We start from the raw sequence: 17,009 nt of genomic DNA on the forward strand, positions 1-17,009 counted from the left end.
GTCTCAGTGGTGGCGCATTATAGGGAGTTCTCGCCGGGTGACAAGTGCTAATTTCAACTTTTTTGCTCGGGCGCTTACTTTCCAGGCAATGCGTTGTAAAAACCAGCTCAGCTGTATATTAAAGAAACAAAAAACGGGCCCGCAGGCCCGTTTTTATGCACAACACTTACTGGTGAGCGACAATTTCGCCTTCGCTTACATCCATCTCGATGGTTTTTCCTGGCACAAACGCCCCGGAGAGTATCTTCTGCGCCAGCGGGTTCTCAATATGCTGCTGGATAGCCCGTTTGAGCGGACGCGCACCGTAAACCGGATCGTAGCCATTCTCACCAAGCAGTTTCAGTGCTGCTTCGGAGATGTGCAGCTGATAGCCGCGATCTTCCAGACGCTGATAAAGCCGCTGCAGCTGTATCTGCGCAATAGAGGCAATGTGCTGCTCTCCCAGCGGATGAAATACCACCACTTCATCGATACGGTTGATAAACTCAGGACGGAAGTGGTGTCCGACTACCGTCATTACCGTTTCTTTCATCGCTGGGTAATCAAGCGCACCGAAGCGCTCCTGAATTAAATCCGATCCCAGGTTCGACGTCATGATCACCACTGAGTTGCGGAAATCTACGGTACGCCCCTGACCATCCGTCAGTCGTCCATCATCCAGCACCTGCAGCAGGATGTTAAATACATCCGGATGCGCTTTCTCAACTTCATCCAGTAAGATGACGGAGTAAGGCCGGCGGCGTACCGCTTCAGTAAGATAACCGCCCTCCTCATATCCGACATATCCCGGAGGTGCACCCACCAGCCGCGAAACCGAATGTTTCTCCATAAACTCAGACATGTCGATCCGCACCATCGCATCGTCGCTGTCAAACAGAAAATTTGCCAGCGCTTTACACAGCTCGGTTTTACCTACCCCGGTTGGACCGAGGAACAGGAATGAACCAATCGGGCGATTGGGATCGGACAAGCCTGCCCGGCTGCGACGGATGGCATTTGAAACCGCCTCTACCGCTTCGTTCTGGCCGATAACCCGCGCATGTAATTCCTGCTCCATACGCAGCAGTTTGTCGCGCTCACCTTCCATCATGCGTGCTACCGGAATACCGGTCCAGCGCGCCAGTACGTCGGCAATCTCAACATCCGTTACGCGGTTGCGTAGCAGCTTCATGATTTTGCCTTCAGCCTGAGTGGCACTCGCCAGCTGCTTTTCCAGCGCCGGAATTTTGCCATACTGCAGCTCTGACATTTGCGCCAGATCGCCTGTGCGCCGCGCCTGTTCCAGCGTCAGTCTTGCCTGCTCCAGCTCCGCTTTAATATTTTGCGTACCGGTGAGTGACGCCTTTTCAGCTTTCCACTCCTCTTCCAGTTCTGCATATTCGCGCTCTTTCTGATTCAGCTCCGTCTCTAGCATCTCAAGACGCTTGACGCTGGCATCGTCAGACTCTTTCTTCAGCGCCTGCTGCTCCAGTTTCAGCTGGATGATACGGCGCTCCAGACGATCGAGCGGCTCAGGTTTCGAATCGATCTGCAGACGAATACTGGATGCAGCTTCATCAATCAGGTCGATCGCTTTATCTGGCAGCTGCCGGTCGGCGATATAGCGATGTGACAACGTTGCTGCTGCCACAATAGCCGGGTCGGTGATCTGCACATGGTGATGCAGCTCATAGCGCTCTTTCAGACCGCGCAGAATAGCGATGGTATCTTCGACGCTGGGCTCTGCCACAAATACTTTCTGGAAGCGACGCTCCAGGGCAGCATCCTTTTCTATATACTGCCGATACTCATCCAGCGTGGTTGCGCCAACGCAGTGCAGTTCACCACGCGCCAGAGCTGGCTTCAGCATGTTTCCTGCGTCCATCGCGCCATCAGCTTTGCCTGCGCCTACCATCGTGTGCAGCTCATCGATAAACAGAATGACATTGCCTTCCTGCTTCGCGAGATCGTTCAACACCCCTTTCAGGCGCTCCTCAAATTCACCACGGTATTTGGCTCCCGCCACCAGCGCCCCCATATCCAGCGCCAGTACGCGACGACCTTTCAGGCCTTCAGGCACTTCACCATTGATAATGCGCTGAGCCAGCCCTTCAACAATGGCGGTTTTACCCACGCCGGGTTCACCAATCAATACCGGGTTATTCTTGGTACGGCGCTGCAACACCTGGATGGTACGGCGGATCTCTTCATCGCGTCCGATTACCGGGTCCAGCTTGCCACGTTCGGCGCGCTCGGTGAGATCGATGGTATATTTTTTCAGTGCCTGGCGCTGATCTTCAGCTCCCTGGTCATTCACGTTTTCGCCTCCGCGCAATTGTTCGATAGCGTTCGCGAGTTTGTCAGACGTCACGCCGGCAGCTTTAAGCAGATCCGCCAGTGAACCGCGTGAATCCAGAGCCGCCAGAACAAATAATTCAGATGAGATAAAGTTATCGCCGCGCTTTTGCGCCAGTTTGTCACACAGGTTCAGCACCCGCACCAGATCGGCTGAGGGCTGTACATCCCCCTCGGTGCCTTCGACCTGGGGCAGACGATTGATTGCCTGTTCAATACTGCTACGCAGAGTGGCGACATCGGCTCCTGCTGCGCTAAGCAGCGGACGCACCGATCCCCCTTCCTGGTTGAGCAGAGCGCTCATCACATGAAGCGGTTCAATAAACTGGTTATCCTGTCCCAGAGCCAGGGACTGGGCATCAGCAAGGGCTAGCTGGAATTTGTTGGTAAGACGATCCAGACGCATAATTCCTCCCGTTACAGGTCAAAATGCTACTGGAGATTAAGATGAGGTCAGGCCTCAAATTTTCAAGGTTTCTGACCTGATATTGTGAGCAAAAAACAGGCTGACCGGATCGTCTCAGAGCGTAAGGTTATTGCAGCCAGATTAATGTAGCCATACGCCCGGTAACACCGTCGCGGCGAAAAGAGAAAAAATCCTGCTTTTCTGTGAACGTGCAGCGTCGTGAACCGCTGACAGAGATTACGCCTGCGCTAAGCAGACGCTGTTCGGCCAGCAGCCAGATATCCGCAAAATATTTTGCGCCTGCCGGACGAAAGGCCACTTCTGCGCGCGCATCGTGGGCCATAAATGCCTGACGTACTTCCGCTCCTACTTCAAACGCACCGGGTCCGATAGCCGGGCCCAGCCAGGCATATACCTCGCTGGCCGGACAGTGAAACTGCGCCAGCGTCTGTTCCAGCACGCCGTTACAGAGGCCGCGCCAGCCCGCATGGGCTGCTGCGATTTCACTGCCATCTTTACTGCAAAACAGCACCGGCAGGCAGTCAGCCGTCATAATGGCGCACACCACGCCCGGCTCCCGGGTAATGGCCGCGTCAGCCTGTGGCAGCGCACAGGCTGCAGGCAGGCGCACTACCGCATTGCCATGTATCTGATCCAGCCACTGCGGCATTGCAGAAAGCGATAATGTTTCTGCGATGTGCTGGCGATTACGCATCACGTGAGCGGGCGCATCCCCGACGTGAGCCGCCGGGTTGAGCGAATCCCAGGGCGCCAGGCTATGACCGCCCCGCCGGGTCGTGGAGCAGGCCCGAACGCGCTGCGGAGCAGGCCAGTCCGGGATGATCCATTCGCTCATAGCCAGTCCATGCGATCGCGGAACTCTTCCGTATCGGCTTTTAAGGCGTCAATCAGATCAACCATGTCCTGCGGCAGCGGAGCATGCCACTCCATTTCAATACCGGTTATCGGATGATAGAGACGCAGCATTGTCGCGTGCAGCGCCTGACGATCAAATCCGCGCAGCGTATTAATGAACGCCTCTGACGCCCCTTTTGGCGGACGCGGCCGGCCACCGTAAAGCGGATCGCCCACCAGCGGATGGTTGATATGCGCCATATGAACACGGATCTGATGCGTACGGCCCGTCTCCAGGCGCAGGCGCAGGCGCGTATGGGCCCGGAAATGCTCCATGATGCGGTAGTGCGTGGTTGCCGGTTTTCCCATCGGATGGACGGCCATGTGGGTACGCTTGGTGGAGTGTCGCGCCATGGGTTCATCAACGGTGCCGCCAGCCGTCATCGTACCGATGGCAACCGCTTCATATTCACGCGTGATTTCACGCAGCTGCAGCGTTTCCACCAGATGCGTCTGTGCCGGAACCGTTTTTGCCACGACCATCAGGCCAGTGGTGTCTTTATCCAGGCGATGTACGATACCGACGCGCGGTACATCAGCGATCGGCGGAAAGTGGTAGAGCAGTGCATTCAGAATAGTGCCGTCAGGATTACCTGCACCGGGGTGTACCACCAGGTCGCGGGGTTTATTGATAACCAGAATATGGTCATCTTCATAAACGATATTAAGAGGGATGTTCTGCGCTTCCCAGCGCTGTTCCTCTTCAATCTCAGCATCAATAGCCACCTGCTCACCGCCCAGAACTTTCTCTTTCGGTTTATCGATGATAGTGCCGTTGACGCTGACGCGGCGATCGAGGATCCACTCTTTTATGCGGGAGCGTGAATAATCAGGGAACAATTCTGCCAAAGTCTGATCTAAACGTTGTCCAAGCTGTGCTTCGGACACCGTTGCGGTGAGTTGAACTTGTTGTGCCATATACAGCTTCTTCGTTAACGTTGGGTTTTACGGCGATGCCGTTTAATATAATGTGCTATCGTACTGGTCATTACCGGGAGCTATACGGACAGCTTCCGCCATAACATTTTGAGGATAATCATTTCGTCATGACGCGTATGAAACATCTGGTGGCTGCCGCCACATTGAGCCTGGCCCTGGTAGGCTGCTCCGGCTCATCTGATCCGGTTCCGGACAGCCCGCCGTCTGAAATTTATGCCACAGCTCAGCAAAAGCTGCAGGACGGTAACTTCAAAGCGGCAATTAAGCAACTGGAAGCGCTGGATAATCGTTATCCATTTGGTCCTTACTCGCAGCAGGTGCAGCTGGATTTAATCTACGCGTATTACAAAAATGCCGATCTTCCGCTGGCGCAGGCTGCTATCTCGCGCTTTATGCGTCTGAACCCGACTCATCCGAATATCGATTACGTCATCTATATGAAAGGTCTGACGGATATGGCCCTGGATGACTCCGCTCTGCAGGGCTTCTTTGGTATCGATCGCTCCGATCGCGATCCCAACCATGCGCGCGACGCCTTCCGTGACTTCTCCCAGCTGCTGCGTAGCTACCCAAACAGCCAGTATGCGGCGGATGCTCAGAAACGCCTGACCTATCTGAAAGATCGTCTGGCGAAATATGAACTTTCGGTGGCGCAATTCTATACCAAGCGCGGGGCTTATGTCGCTGTTGTTAATCGTGTGGAAGGCATGATGCGTGATTATCAGGATACGCAGGCAACACGCGATGCGCTGCCGCTGATGGAGAATGCTTATCGCCAGCTGCAGTTAACGGCCGAAGCTGACAAAGTTGCGAAAATTATCGCGGCCAATAACAGTTAAAAAAGTGGTTGATAACGTGCTTAAAAAGCAGCCGTTTGGCTGCTTTTTTTATGCCTGCAAAGGGCATTTGCGTTGCGGTTAACCCGTCAATCCTGCCCTGCTGTAGTGCTGGCTTCAAGCATTTTTTAAATAATCTCCGGTCTTTCTCGCAAATCTCCTGCGTTGACAAAATGTGACGTTCGTATGTGATCCAGATCACATAAATTCCTGTGTGGCGCGGTATGCTGACTCTACCCAGACGGAAATGACAGAGAGGTTTAACTATGATTCTGAACATTACCAGCAAACAAATGGAAATCACTGCAGCAATTCGCAGCCATGTCGAAGACCGTCTCGCTAAACTGGAAAAGTGGCAAGCCCACCTCATCAATCCTCACATCGTGTTGTCTAAAGAGCCCAAAGAGTTCGTAGCGGATGCCACCATTAACACGCCCAACGGTACTCTGGTTGCCAGTGCTAAACATGATGATATGTATACCGCCATCAACGATTTGATCGCGAAGCTGGAGCGCCAGCTAAATAAAGCTCAGCACAAGCCTGAAGCACGCCGCGCTGCCAGCAGTGTTAAAGATTTCATTCCGGCAGGATAAACTCTGCAGTTACAAAAAACGCGCCAGCTGGCGCGTTTTTTATTGACAGCTTTTAAGCAGTACGATTACTCTCAGAACACTTACCTGCCGGAATAAACCATGAAACATCAGCCATTTTTCTTCGCATTCTTTTTTACCTTCCCCTGAACGGGAGGCGCGTCGTCATGCGAAAATGAATGCGAAGACGAATGACAAAGCCTCCCCCAGCGGGAGGCTTTTTTTTTAACTGTATTTACAGGTGAGCTTAATGAGTATCGATAATCCACTGCTGGTGCTGCGCGATAAAATCAGCGCAGTTGACAGCAAACTACTTACACTGCTGGCCGAGCGACGGTCGCTGGCAATCGAAGTTGCCCAGGCGAAACTGACCACGCTGCGGCCCATACGTGATATTGAGCGGGAGCGTGCCCTGCTGGAAAATCTGATTTCCCTCGGTAAGCAGCAGCAGCTCGATGCCCACTACATTACCCGTCTGTTTCAGCTGATTATTGAAGATTCGGTGCTGACGCAGCAGGCGCTGCTGCAGAAAAACCTGAACCACCCGCACGCGCTGGCGCCCCGCATCGCCTTTCTGGGACCTAAGGGATCTTATTCGCATCTGGCCGCCCGTAAATATGCGTCACGCCATTTTGCTTCATATGTTGAAAACGGCTGTCTGAAATTTCAGGATATTATCCAGCAGGTTGAGGCTGGCCAGGCTGACTATGCGGTGATGCCAATTGAAAACACCAGCTCAGGCTCTATCAATGATGTTTACGATCTGCTGCAGCAGACGTCGCTCTCAATCATTGGCGAACTGACCATCCCTATCGAGCACTGTGTACTGGTAAAAGAGACCACCACGCTTAAACAGATCAAAACCGTCTACAGTCATCCCCAGCCTTTTCAGCAGTGCAGTCAGTTTATTAACCGTTTCCCGCAGTGGAAAATTGAGTACACCGAAAGCACTGCCGCAGCCATGGAGAAAGTCGCCGCGCTTAATTCCCCAGAGGTTGCCGCCCTGGGCAGCGAAGCAGGCGGTGAACTCTATGGGCTGCAGGTGCTGGAGCGTAACCTGGCAAATCAGCAGCAGAACCACACGCGTTTTATCGTACTGGCGCGCAAGCCGGTTGACGTTTCGGTGCAGGTCCCGGCCAAAACCACGCTGATCATGGCTACCGGTCAGCAGGCGGGTGCGCTGGTAGAGGCCCTGCTGGTACTGCGCAACCATAATCTGATTATGAGCCGGCTGGAGAATCGCCCGATTAACGGTAACCCGTGGGAAGAGATGTTCTACATTGATGTGCAGGGCAATCTGCAGTCGGAAAATATGCAGCTGGCGCTGGCAGAATTACGCCAGCTGACGCGCTCACTGAAAGTGCTGGGCTGCTATCCCGGTGAAAATGTGGTTCCGGTTGAACCCCGCATATAAGCAGAAAAGGCACCGCTGAGGGTGCCTTTTTTTATTGCCGGCTATCGTTAGCCGAGCGTAACAGACTGCGGCTTTCAACCAGAAAACGCTGGGCGTGATCGCCAAACCACTGTTCCACGCGCTCAAAACTGCTGATAAACGCCTGCTTATTGCTCTGTTCCAGTAGCGATATAGCTTCACCAAAGCGCTGATGGTAACGTTTTATCAGCGCCAGGTTGCTTTCTGAAGCCATAATGATATCGGCATAGAGCTGTGGATCCTGCGCAAATAGCCGCCCTACCATGGCCAGCTCCAGCCGGTAAATAGGTGAAGAGAGCGCCAGCAGCTGATCCAGGTTCACATTCTCTTCAGCCAGGTGAAGGCCGTAAGCAAAAGTCGTAAAGTGACGCAGCGCCTGAATAAAGGCCATGTTCTGATCGTGCTCTGCGGCGCTGATGCAGTGCAGCCGTGCTCCCCAAACCTGAATCTGTTCCAGGAACCACTGATACGCTTCCGGCTGACGACCGTCGCACCAGACCACAACCTGTTTTGCCAGACTGCCGCTGTCGGGCCCAAACATCGGGTGCAGCCCCAGTACCGGTCCGGCGTGCGCGGCAAGCATGGCCTGCAGCGGCCTGTTTTTTACCGATGCAAGATCGACCAGGATGCAGTCGTCCGGCAGCGCAGGCAGATCGGCGATGATCTTCTCGGTAAGATGGATTGGGACACTGATGATCACCATGCCCGCATCCTGCAGCAGCCGATCGGCGCGATCCCAGTCCTCTTTGTCCAGAATGCGCACCTGATAACCGGACAGTGTCAGCATTTTTTCAAACAGACGCCCCATCTTGCCGCTGCCGCCGACGATCACTACCGGACGCAGTGAAGGACAAAGGGTTTTGAAACCTTTGTCATTCTCATGGGTATAGGATTCCCGCATCAGACGACGCAATACATCTTCAATCAGATCGGGAGATACGCCGAGCGCTTCTGCTTCCTGCCGGCGTGACGCCAGCATGCTTGCTTCACGCTCGGGTACATAAATCGGCAGGCCGTAACGGCTTTTTACTTCGCCAACCTGTGCCACCAGCTCCAGTCGTTTTGCCAGCAGCCCAAGCAGCGCCTGATCGACTTCATCAATTTGATCGCGCAATGCGGTCAGTTCAGCCACCATGACTCTTTATACCTCGTGTGACAGACGCGCCGACAGCACTCCCTGCAGATCCTGATGGATCGTGCGCAGCAGCGTTTCGGTAGTATTCCAGTCAATGCAGGCATCGGTCACCGAGACACCATACTTCATTTCGCTGCGCGGCTGCTCTGAAGGCTGATTGCCTTCGTGAATATTGCTCTCAAGCATCAGGCCAATAATAGAGCGGTTTCCATCTTTGATCTGCGCAATAGCCGATTCGGCTACGCCAGGCTGACGACGATAGTCTTTGTTAGAATTGCCATGGCTGCAATCTATCATTAAGGCCGGGCGCAGTCCTGCTTTCAGCATCTCTTTTTCACACTGTGCAACATCGTCCGGGCCGTAGTTAGGCGCTTTGCCACCGCGCAGGATCACGTGTCCGTCCGGGTTGCCCTGCGTCTGCAGCAGGCAGACCTGCCCTGCCTGGTTAATGCCGACAAAACGGTGAGGCATCGCTGCCGCACGCATAGCGTTGATCGCCGTGCCGAGACTGCCATCGGTGCCGTTTTTAAAACCTACCGGCATTGAAAGACCAGACGCCATTTCACGGTGCGTTTGTGATTCCGTGGTGCGCGCACCAATGGCTGACCAGCTAAACAGATCGCCGAGATATTGCGGGCTATTAGGATCCAGCGCTTCTGTCGCCAGTGGCAAACCCATTTCAACCAGGTTTACCAGCAGCTGACGCGCAATGTGCAGCCCGGCTTCCATATCAAATGAGTTGTTCATGTAAGGATCGTTGATCAGCCCTTTCCAGCCTACGGTGGTGCGGGGTTTTTCAAAATAGACGCGCATGACGATATAGAGCTGATCCTTCAGCTGCACAGAGAGATCTTTTAACTGACGGGCGTACGCTAACGCTGCTTCCGGATCGTGAATTGAGCAGGGACCGCAGACCACCAGCAGACGCGGATCGCGCCCGGCAATAATGTCCGCAATAGTTTTACGCGAAGCAGTAATCTGAGCTTCCTGCTCTGCCGTCAGCGGAAAGCGTGCTTTCAGCTCCTGCGGCGTAATTAAAATCTGTTCGTCAGCGATATGTACGTTATTCAGCGCGTCTTTCTGCATGGTGGCGATCCTTTTTACTCATCTGTGCGGTTTGAATCCTCAGTGAGGATGACGCTTACTCTATCACAGGCTGTATTGTATGCAATCCATGCGTGTACACTATTTTTACCACCTGCATTGCACCACGGTATAAATTTGCATTTAAATTTATATTTATCAGATACATATAAATAAATGACACTGTATACCTTGCCGGATGGATGTAAATATAAAATTACACTATCGTAGAGCTGCGACTCGTTTTTCACTGCGCGCTCAGTTAATATTCTGTAATTCCTCACGATTTATGAAGGCTGACTGATTATGACTGAGATAATCCTGCGTCCCTTTGCGCTGTCAGATGCAACTGCTTTTGCTGAGGCCGTCAATCAGTCTCTTGATACCCTGCTGCCCTGGATGACGTGGGCGCATGAAAATTACCGGCCGGAAGAGGCAGTAAGCTGGTTTAATTTCGCTCACGCAGAGCGTGTCAGAGGTGAGGCCGAAAGGTTTGCGATCGCAGACAGCCGTTATCGTCTGCTGGGAGGGGCCGGGATCCGTTTTGCCCGTCAGCCCGGCGAGGTTGCAGCGCTGGGCTACTGGGTACGCAGCGATGCGCAGCGTCAGGGCGTGGCTACACGCGCGGTAGCGCAACTGATAACCCTGGGTTTTAGCCGGCCAGATATCACGGAGCTGGAAATCCTGGCCGCCACAGATAATGTCGCCAGCCGCGCCGTGGCATTACGCAGCGGGTTTACGCTGACAGGCTGCCAGCACGGGCTGATTGTGCTGCCGGACGGGCCGGTTGAGGCCGCGGTTTATCGCTTAAAGCATCCATAAAAAAGGGGCTGGCATTATGCCAACCCCTTGTTTGCTATTAACTTTGAGATGTCGCTTACGCGCCAAGACGCTCTTTGATACGAGCTGACTTACCGGTGCGCTCACGCAGGTAGTACAGTTTGGCTTTACGCACAGCACCACGACGTTTGACAGTAATGCTGTCAATTACCGGAGAGTGAGTCTGGAAGACACGCTCAACGCCTTCGCCGTTGGAAATCTTACGAACAGTGAATGCAGAGTGCAGACCGCGGTTACGAATAGCGATAACCACGCCCTCGAATGCCTGCAGACGTTTTTTAGAACCTTCAACGACCCATACTTTCACTTCCACGGAATCACCCGGACGGAATGAAGGTACATCCTGTTTCAGCTGTTCTTGTTCAATTTGCTTGATAATGTTGCTCATAATTAAATCTCATATCCTGGGTAAACTGATAGTCAGGGAAGATTACTCTTCCGCTTCATCGTTTTGTTGCTGCTGCTGTTCCCGCTGGAACTCATTCAGCAACCTTGCTTGCTCTTCAGTCAGAGCCAGGTTTTCCAGAAGTTCAGGTCTTCTTAGCCAGGTACGGCCTAGCGACTGTTTCAGGCGCCAGCGGCGAATATCGGCATGGTTGCCCGACAGCAGAACTGACGGTACTTCCATCCCTTCTAACACTTCAGGCCGGGTATAGTGCGGGCAATCCAGCAAACCATCCGAGAATGAGTCTTCATCGGCGGACGCCTGCTTGCCCAGTACGCCGGGAATAAACCGGGCGACGGAGTCAATCAGCGTCATGGCTGGCAGCTCACCACCACTGAGAACGTAATCACCGATTGACCACTCTTCGTCAATCTCTGTATGGATCACGCGCTCATCAATACCTTCGTAGCGACCACAGACCAGAATCAGTTTCTGGTTAGTCGCCAGTTCGCAAACGCCCTGCTGGTCAAGTTTGCGCCCCTGAGGTGACAGATAAATCACCTTAGCACCTTCTCCCGCCGCTGCTTTCGCTGCGTGGATCGCATCCCGTAAGGGTTGCACCATCATCAACATTCCCGGTCCGCCGCCGTAAGGACGATCGTCCACGGTACGGTGCCGGTCGTGCGTGAAGTCACGAGGACTCCAGCTCTCAATGTTGAGCAGGCCATTTTTAACTGCCCGGCCAGTTACCCCGTACTCGGTAATAGCGCGAAACATCTCTGGAAACAGGCTGATAACACCAATCCACATCGCGTTCGCCGTTACGTTACCGGATTGTCCGGAGATCAAAAACCAGGATCCCAGTCTACTTCAATAGTGCCAGTAGCGAGATCGACTTTCTTGATAACCTGTTCATCGAGAAACGGTATTAACCGCTCCTGTACACCGAATGCATCTTTCAGGTTCGCCTTAACGACGAGTACGTCGTTTGAGCCGGTTTCCATCAAATCAATGACTTTGCCCATCTCATAGCCGTCGAGGTTAACTACTTTACAACCCATAAGGTCTTTCCAGTAGTAATCACCCTCTCCCAGCGCAGGCAGCTGCGTGGAGTCAACCGTGATTTCACAATTGGTTAACTGCGCCGCCGCGTCCCGATCGTCAATGCCGTTGACTTTGATAATCAGGTCCTGATTGTGGTGCTTCCAACCTTCCAGTTCTACCTGCTGCCATTTACCGGCGCGCTGGATAAACCAGGGTTGGTAGTCGAAGATGCTTTCAGCGTCTTCAGTGGAGGAAAACACTTTGAGCCAGCCCCGAATTCCGTAAGCGGCACCCATTTTGCCCAAAACGATGGGGTTAACAGGAGGCTGTGCGGCAGGTTTACTGGTCATGCTCACCACCGTGACAGATTAAGCTGCTTTTTTTGCTTCTTTGATCAGCGCGTTAACGCGATCGGAAAGCGTTGCGCCCTGGCCAACCCAGTGCTCAATACGGTCCAGGTCCAGACGCAGACCTTCAGCCTGACCAGATGCGATCGGGTTGAAGAAACCAACGCGCTCAATGAAGCGGCCGTTGCGTGCATTGCGGCTGTCAGTGACGACGACCTGGTAGAACGGACGCTTTTTTGCGCCGTGACGTGCCAAACGAATTGTTACCATAACATCCTCTTTAGTTAATAAAACAACCGGGCCCCATCGAGGAACGGGGCCCGGGTGCAATATAAAAAGCCCGAAAATTTTACTCATTTTGGCGCAAAAAGCAACCGCAGTAGCATACTTTTCTGGCTGTGTAGCGATATCTTAACGGCCCGGGAAACCTGGCGGCATCATACCCTTCATGCCGCGCATCATTTTTGCCATGCCGCCTTTCTTCATCTTTTTCATCATGCGCTGCATATCATCGAACTGCTTCAGCAGCCGATTGACATCCTGCACCTGCATACCGGCGCCGGTCGCGATGCGACGCTTGCGTGAACCCTTGATGATTTCAGGCTTCTCACGCTCTTTACGCGTCATGGAGTTAATGATGGCCTCCATGCGCACCAGCACCTTGTCATCCATCTGCGATTTAACGTTATCCGGCAGCTGCCCCATACCCGGCAGTTTGCCCATCAGGCTGGCCATACCGCCCATATTGCGCATCTGCTTAAGCTGCTCAAGGAAGTCATTGAGATCGAAACCGTCACCGGTTTTCAGCTTTTTCGCCAGCTTTTCCGCCTGATCGCGGTCAACCTTGCTTTCAATATCTTCAATCAGCGACAGGACATCGCCCATGCCCAGAATGCGCGAGGCGATACGGTCGGGATAAAACGCTTCCAGCGCCTCGGTTTTCTCACCCATCCCCATAAACTTGATTGGTTTACCGGTGATGTGACGAATCGAAAGCGCGGCACCGCCGCGTGCGTCACCATCAACCTTGGTCAGGATCACCCCGGTCAGCGGCAGCGCTTCATTAAATGCTTTAGCCGTGTTCGCGGCATCCTGACCGGTCATGGCATCGACAACAAACAGCGTTTCCACCGGATTAATGGCGGCGTGGACCTGTTTGATTTCGTCCATCATCGCTTCGTCTACGTGCAAACGACCGGCGGTATCCACCAGCAGCACGTCGTAGAACTTCAGCTTCGCCTCTTTCAGCGCATGCTTAACGATGTCAACCGGCTTCTGGCTGAGATCGGAGGGACAGAAATCCACCCCCACCTGCTGCGCCAGCGTCTCCAGCTGTTTAATCGCCGCCGGGCGATAAACGTCAGCTGAGACCACCAGCACTTTTTTCTTGTGCTTTTCACGCAGAAACTTACCGAGCTTACCCACACTGGTGGTTTTACCGGCACCCTGCAGGCCCGCCATCAGCACCACGGCCGGCGGCTGCGCATTCAGGTTCAGGGTATTATTTTCAGCCCCCATTGCCGCAATCAGCTCGTTGCGGACAATCTTGATAAACTCCTGACCCGGCGTCAGGCTTTTATTGACGTCGTGTCCGACCGCGGCTTCTTTTACGCGGTTAATAAATTCACGTACTACCGGCAGCGCAACGTCCGCCTCCAGCAGCGCCATGCGCACTTCGCGCAGGGTATCTTTGATGTTCTCTTCGGTCAGCCGTCCGCGGCCGCTGATGTTGCGCAGGGTTTGCGACAAACGATCGGTTAAATTATCAAACATGCTCTCTCACTTAATACCGTAGCGAGGCCGCCTGAGCGACACAATGCGCCGGATTATAACACGAAGCCTGAGCGATCTCTGCAATTGACCGTGAGATCGTTTGGAGCATACTGCCGCTGACGCTATACTGCTTTTTTCCTTATCTCATCACTCTCAGAAAGGATCTATGTTCGTTTTCGCGATCGTGGCGCTCTTCGCCTACTCCCTCAGTCTTGCACTTATCATCCCCAGCTTACTGAAACGTAACAGCGGCTGGCGGCGATTTGCTGTCCTGTCCGCCTGCGTTGCGCTGATTGCGCATGCTGTCGCGCTGCAGCAGCGGATATTTGCTATCGACAGCGGGCAAAATCTCAGCTTACTTAATATCGGATCGCTGGTGAGCCTGCTGATTTGCGCCATTATGACTATTGTGGCTTCACGTAACCGTGGCTGGCTGCTGCTGCCGGTGGTTTATAGCTTTGCGTTAATTAATCTGGCGTTTGCCACCTTTGTCCCGAATGCCTTTATTACGCACCTCGAGACCACGCCGGGCATGATGGTGCATATCGGTCTGTCGCTGTTTGCTTATGCCACGCTGATTATTGCCGCGCTCTATGCGCTGCAGCTGGCGTGGATCGACTATCAGCTGAAAAACAAAAAGCTCGCCTTTACGCAGGATATGCCGCCGCTGCTAAGCATTGAGCGCAAAATGTTTCATATCACGCAGATTGGCGTGGTGCTGCTGACGCTGGTGCTTTGCACCGGGCTTTTCTTCATGGACAACCTGTTCAGCGCAGAGAATATCGATAAAGCGGTGCTCTCCATTCTTGCCTGGTTCGTCTATATCGTGCTGCTCTGGGGGCACTACCGTGAAGGGTGGCGCGGACGGCGCGTGGTCTGGTTTAACTGCGGCGGTGCGCTGCTGCTGACCATGGCTTACTTCGGCAGTCGCGTACTGCAGCATCTTCTCACTTCCCACTAAGGAATTTTTCGTTGGAACATGTTTCAACCACCACGATGATTATCATTCTTGTCATCATGGTGCTGGTCTCAGCGTACTTCTCCGGCTCTGAGACCGGCATGATGACGCTCAACCGCTATAAGCTGCGGCACAAAGCGAAAAGCGGTAATCGTGCAGCGCGGCGCGTTGAGAAACTGCTGCGCCGGCCCGATCGCCTGATTAGTCTGGTCTTAATCGGCAACAACCTGGTCAATATTCTCGCCTCCGCACTGGGGACTATCGTAGGGATGCGTCTGTATGGTGATGCCGGGGTTGCTATCGCCACCGGCGTGCTGACCTTTGTTGTTCTGGTTTTTGCTGAAGTCCTGCCTAAAACTATCGCAGCGCTCTACCCTGAAAAAGTGGCCTACCCCAGCAGCGTTTTACTGGCGCCGCTGCAGTATGTGATGCTGCCACTGGTCTGGCTGCTTAATACCATTACGCGCATGCTGATGCGTATGGTGGGGATTAAAACAGAGGGCTCCGTAAACTCCGCGCTGAGCAAAGAGGAGCTGCGCACCATTGTCTACGAGTCGCGCTCGCTGATGTCTCGCCGTAATCAGGATATGCTGCTCTCCGTGCTCGATCTGGAAAAAGTCAGCGTGGATGACATCATGGTGCCGCGCAATGAAATTGTTGGTATCAATATCAATGACGACTGGAAATCGATTGAGCGTCAGCTGAGTAACTCACCGCATGGGCGTATTGTGCTGTTTCGCGATTCGCTGGACGATACCGTGGGCATGCTGCGCGTGCGCGAAGCCTGGCGCATGATGACGGAAAAAAAGGAGTTCAATAAGGATCGTCTGCTGCGCGCGGCTGATGAGATCTACTATGTGCCGGAAGGCACGCCGCTGAATGTGCAGCTGGTTAAGTTCCAGCGCAATAAGAAAAAAGCGGGTCTGGTAGTGGATGAGTATGGCGATATTAAGGGGCTCATCACCATCGAAGATATTCTGGAAGAGATCGTTGGCGACTTTACTACCTCCATGTCCCCTTCTCTCGCAGAAGAGGTGATGCCACAGAATGATGGCTCGGTGCTGATTGAAGGCAGCGCTAACGTGCGCGAAATCAATAAGGCGTTCAACTGGACGCTGCCGGAAGAGGAAGCGCGCACCATTAACGGCATGCTGCTTGAGGCGCTGGAAGAGATCCCGCAGACCGAAACGCGGGTACAGGTTGGCAGCTATGACATCGATATTCTCGACGTGCAGGACAACATGGTGAAGCAGGTGCGGGTTACACCGCAGCAGCCGCTGAAAAGCTCAGTGGGATCGTGATACAAAAAAACGCCGCAGAATATGCGGCGTTTTTACAGAAAGGGCTAATCAGATATGCAACTCTTTCAGCTTCTCTGCTGGCAGCTTCAGATCTTCGTTGCGATTAATACCGATCTCGTGTGACAGAACATTACGCGCAATCTGCTGCGCTTCGTCCAGGGAGTGCAGCTTGTAGCTGCCACACTGATACTCATTAAGCTCCGGGATCTGATTCTGATCTTTGACTTTCAGAACATCTTCCATCGCCCCTTTCCACGCCTGCGCCACGCGCTGCTCATCTGGCGTGCCGATCAGGCTCATGTAGAAACCGGTACGGCACCCCATTGGAGAGATGTCTACGATCTCCACGCCCTCACCGTTGAGGTGATCGCGCATAAAGCCGGCAAACAGATGCTCCAGCGTATGGATCCCGCGCTCGGTCAGAATGTCGATGTTTGGCCGGCAGAAACGCAGATCGAAAACGGTGATGGTATCGCCATGCGGAGTTGTCATGGTCTTTGCCACGCGTACTGCCGGCGCGGCCATGATGGTGTGATCAACGGTAAAACTGTCCAGTAGTGGCATACGTCACCTCCTGTTTGAAAAATTTTTTCTGAACGATGAAACTTTTCTCGTCGTTCTGCGTCTGAATATATGAAAGACGCGCATTTGTTATCATCATCCCTGACAACAGAGATGTTAATTTTGGCCA

The 17,009-nt window shown here is 53.5% G+C and carries 18 protein-coding genes and 1 other annotated feature; of the genes, 7 read left to right on the forward strand and 11 right to left on the reverse strand.

What is annotated here, in order from left to right; genetic code table 11:
* Positions 1-166: 166 nt before the first annotated feature.
* From clpB to rluD, 3 genes are all read right to left on the reverse strand, one after another.
* Complete coding sequence (clpB, locus tag DBY66_RS12355; protein ID WP_071668523.1) at positions 167-2,740, reverse strand: ATP-dependent chaperone ClpB; 2,574 nt, start codon at positions 2,738-2,740, stop codon at positions 167-169.
* Positions 2,741-2,867: 127 nt separating this feature from the next.
* Positions 2,868-3,596 carry a purine nucleoside phosphorylase YfiH gene (yfiH, locus tag DBY66_RS12360; protein WP_108569612.1) on the reverse strand — a complete coding sequence of 243 codons (729 nt, stop codon included), beginning with the start codon at positions 3,594-3,596 and terminating at the stop codon, positions 2,868-2,870.
* Positions 3,593-4,573: a 23S rRNA pseudouridine(1911/1915/1917) synthase RluD gene (gene rluD / locus DBY66_RS12365; RefSeq protein WP_108569613.1), complete on the reverse strand. Its 981-nt coding sequence runs from the start codon at positions 4,571-4,573 to the stop codon at positions 3,593-3,595. Before rluD ends, yfiH begins: the two co-directional genes overlap by 4 nt.
* A gap of 128 nt (positions 4,574-4,701) precedes the next feature.
* Between rluD and bamD the strand changes: the two genes are divergently transcribed.
* The 4 genes from bamD (at position 4,702) to pheA (ending at position 7,434) form a co-directional block, all read left to right on the forward strand.
* Entirely contained in the window at positions 4,702-5,433 is a 732-nt protein-coding gene (gene bamD, locus DBY66_RS12370) for an outer membrane protein assembly factor BamD (RefSeq protein ID WP_065648353.1), read from the forward strand.
* Positions 5,434-5,696: 263 nt separating this feature from the next.
* Positions 5,697-6,023 (forward strand): ribosome-associated translation inhibitor RaiA, encoded by a 327-nt coding sequence (raiA, locus tag DBY66_RS12375; protein WP_039379797.1) that lies wholly within the window; start codon positions 5,697-5,699, stop codon positions 6,021-6,023.
* 98 nt (positions 6,024-6,121) lie between these two features.
* Positions 6,122-6,247: a sequence feature (Phe leader region), on the forward strand.
* Positions 6,123-6,170: a pheA operon leader peptide PheL gene (gene pheL, locus DBY66_RS12380; protein WP_104085515.1), complete on the forward strand. Its 48-nt coding sequence runs from the start codon at positions 6,123-6,125 to the stop codon at positions 6,168-6,170. Its footprint overlaps the feature before it by 48 nt.
* A 23-nt stretch (positions 6,248-6,270) precedes the next feature.
* Positions 6,271-7,434, forward strand: a complete 1,164-nt coding sequence (pheA, locus tag DBY66_RS12385) for a bifunctional chorismate mutase/prephenate dehydratase (protein WP_071668526.1) — start codon at positions 6,271-6,273, stop codon at positions 7,432-7,434.
* Between the two features lie 31 nt (positions 7,435-7,465).
* On the opposite strand, the gene tyrA is transcribed toward pheA, so the two are convergent.
* Both tyrA and DBY66_RS12395 read right to left on the reverse strand, forming a co-directional pair.
* A complete protein-coding gene (tyrA, locus tag DBY66_RS12390) occupies positions 7,466-8,587 on the reverse strand; it encodes a bifunctional chorismate mutase/prephenate dehydrogenase (protein WP_071668527.1) in 1,122 nt (373 codons plus the stop codon).
* A gap of 6 nt (positions 8,588-8,593) precedes the next feature.
* Positions 8,594-9,673, reverse strand: coding sequence for a 3-deoxy-7-phosphoheptulonate synthase (locus DBY66_RS12395; protein ID WP_071668528.1), 1,080 nt, complete (start codon positions 9,671-9,673; stop codon positions 8,594-8,596).
* Between the two features lie 303 nt (positions 9,674-9,976).
* On the opposite strand from DBY66_RS12395, the gene DBY66_RS12400 reads away from it, so the two are divergent.
* Complete coding sequence (locus DBY66_RS12400) at positions 9,977-10,492, forward strand: GNAT family N-acetyltransferase (protein ID WP_108569614.1); 516 nt, start codon at positions 9,977-9,979, stop codon at positions 10,490-10,492.
* 55 nt (positions 10,493-10,547) lie between these two features.
* Here DBY66_RS12400 and rplS read toward each other — a convergent pair whose 3' ends face one another.
* The 5 genes from rplS to ffh all read right to left on the reverse strand — a co-directional run bounded on the left by rplS (position 10,548) and on the right by ffh (position 14,059).
* Positions 10,548-10,898, reverse strand: a complete 351-nt coding sequence (gene rplS / locus DBY66_RS12405; protein ID WP_039379805.1) for a 50S ribosomal protein L19 — start codon at positions 10,896-10,898, stop codon at positions 10,548-10,550.
* A 42-nt stretch (positions 10,899-10,940) separates the two neighbouring features.
* On the reverse strand, positions 10,941-11,705 hold the full coding sequence (trmD, locus tag DBY66_RS12410) for a tRNA (guanosine(37)-N1)-methyltransferase TrmD (RefSeq protein WP_052246437.1): 765 nt from the start codon (positions 11,703-11,705) through the stop codon (positions 10,941-10,943).
* A gap of 35 nt (positions 11,706-11,740) precedes the next feature.
* Positions 11,741-12,289: a ribosome maturation factor RimM gene (rimM, locus tag DBY66_RS12415; protein WP_039379809.1), complete on the reverse strand. Its 549-nt coding sequence runs from the start codon at positions 12,287-12,289 to the stop codon at positions 11,741-11,743.
* Between the two features lie 18 nt (positions 12,290-12,307).
* A complete protein-coding gene (rpsP, locus tag DBY66_RS12420) occupies positions 12,308-12,556 on the reverse strand; it encodes a 30S ribosomal protein S16 (protein ID WP_007893313.1) in 249 nt (82 codons plus the stop codon).
* A gap of 141 nt (positions 12,557-12,697) precedes the next feature.
* Positions 12,698-14,059 (reverse strand): signal recognition particle protein, encoded by a 1,362-nt coding sequence (ffh, locus tag DBY66_RS12425; protein ID WP_039379813.1) that lies wholly within the window; start codon positions 14,057-14,059, stop codon positions 12,698-12,700.
* Between the two features lie 166 nt (positions 14,060-14,225).
* On the opposite strand from ffh, the gene DBY66_RS12430 reads away from it, so the two are divergent.
* Both DBY66_RS12430 and DBY66_RS12435 read left to right on the forward strand, forming a co-directional pair.
* Positions 14,226-15,020, forward strand: coding sequence for an inner membrane protein YpjD (locus DBY66_RS12430; RefSeq protein ID WP_039379815.1), 795 nt, complete (start codon positions 14,226-14,228; stop codon positions 15,018-15,020).
* Positions 15,021-15,031: 11 nt separating this feature from the next.
* Entirely contained in the window at positions 15,032-16,318 is a 1,287-nt protein-coding gene (locus tag DBY66_RS12435) for an HlyC/CorC family transporter (RefSeq protein ID WP_039379818.1), read from the forward strand.
* Between the two features lie 48 nt (positions 16,319-16,366).
* On the opposite strand, the gene luxS is transcribed toward DBY66_RS12435, so the two are convergent.
* Positions 16,367-16,882 (reverse strand): S-ribosylhomocysteine lyase, encoded by a 516-nt coding sequence (gene luxS, locus DBY66_RS12440; RefSeq protein WP_039379820.1) that lies wholly within the window; start codon positions 16,880-16,882, stop codon positions 16,367-16,369.
* Positions 16,883-17,009 lie beyond the last annotated feature (127 nt).

It is taken from the genome of Pantoea sp. RIT413, assembly GCF_003057675.2.
In the GTDB taxonomy this organism is placed as follows: domain Bacteria; phylum Pseudomonadota; class Gammaproteobacteria; order Enterobacterales; family Enterobacteriaceae; genus Pantoea; species Pantoea eucrina.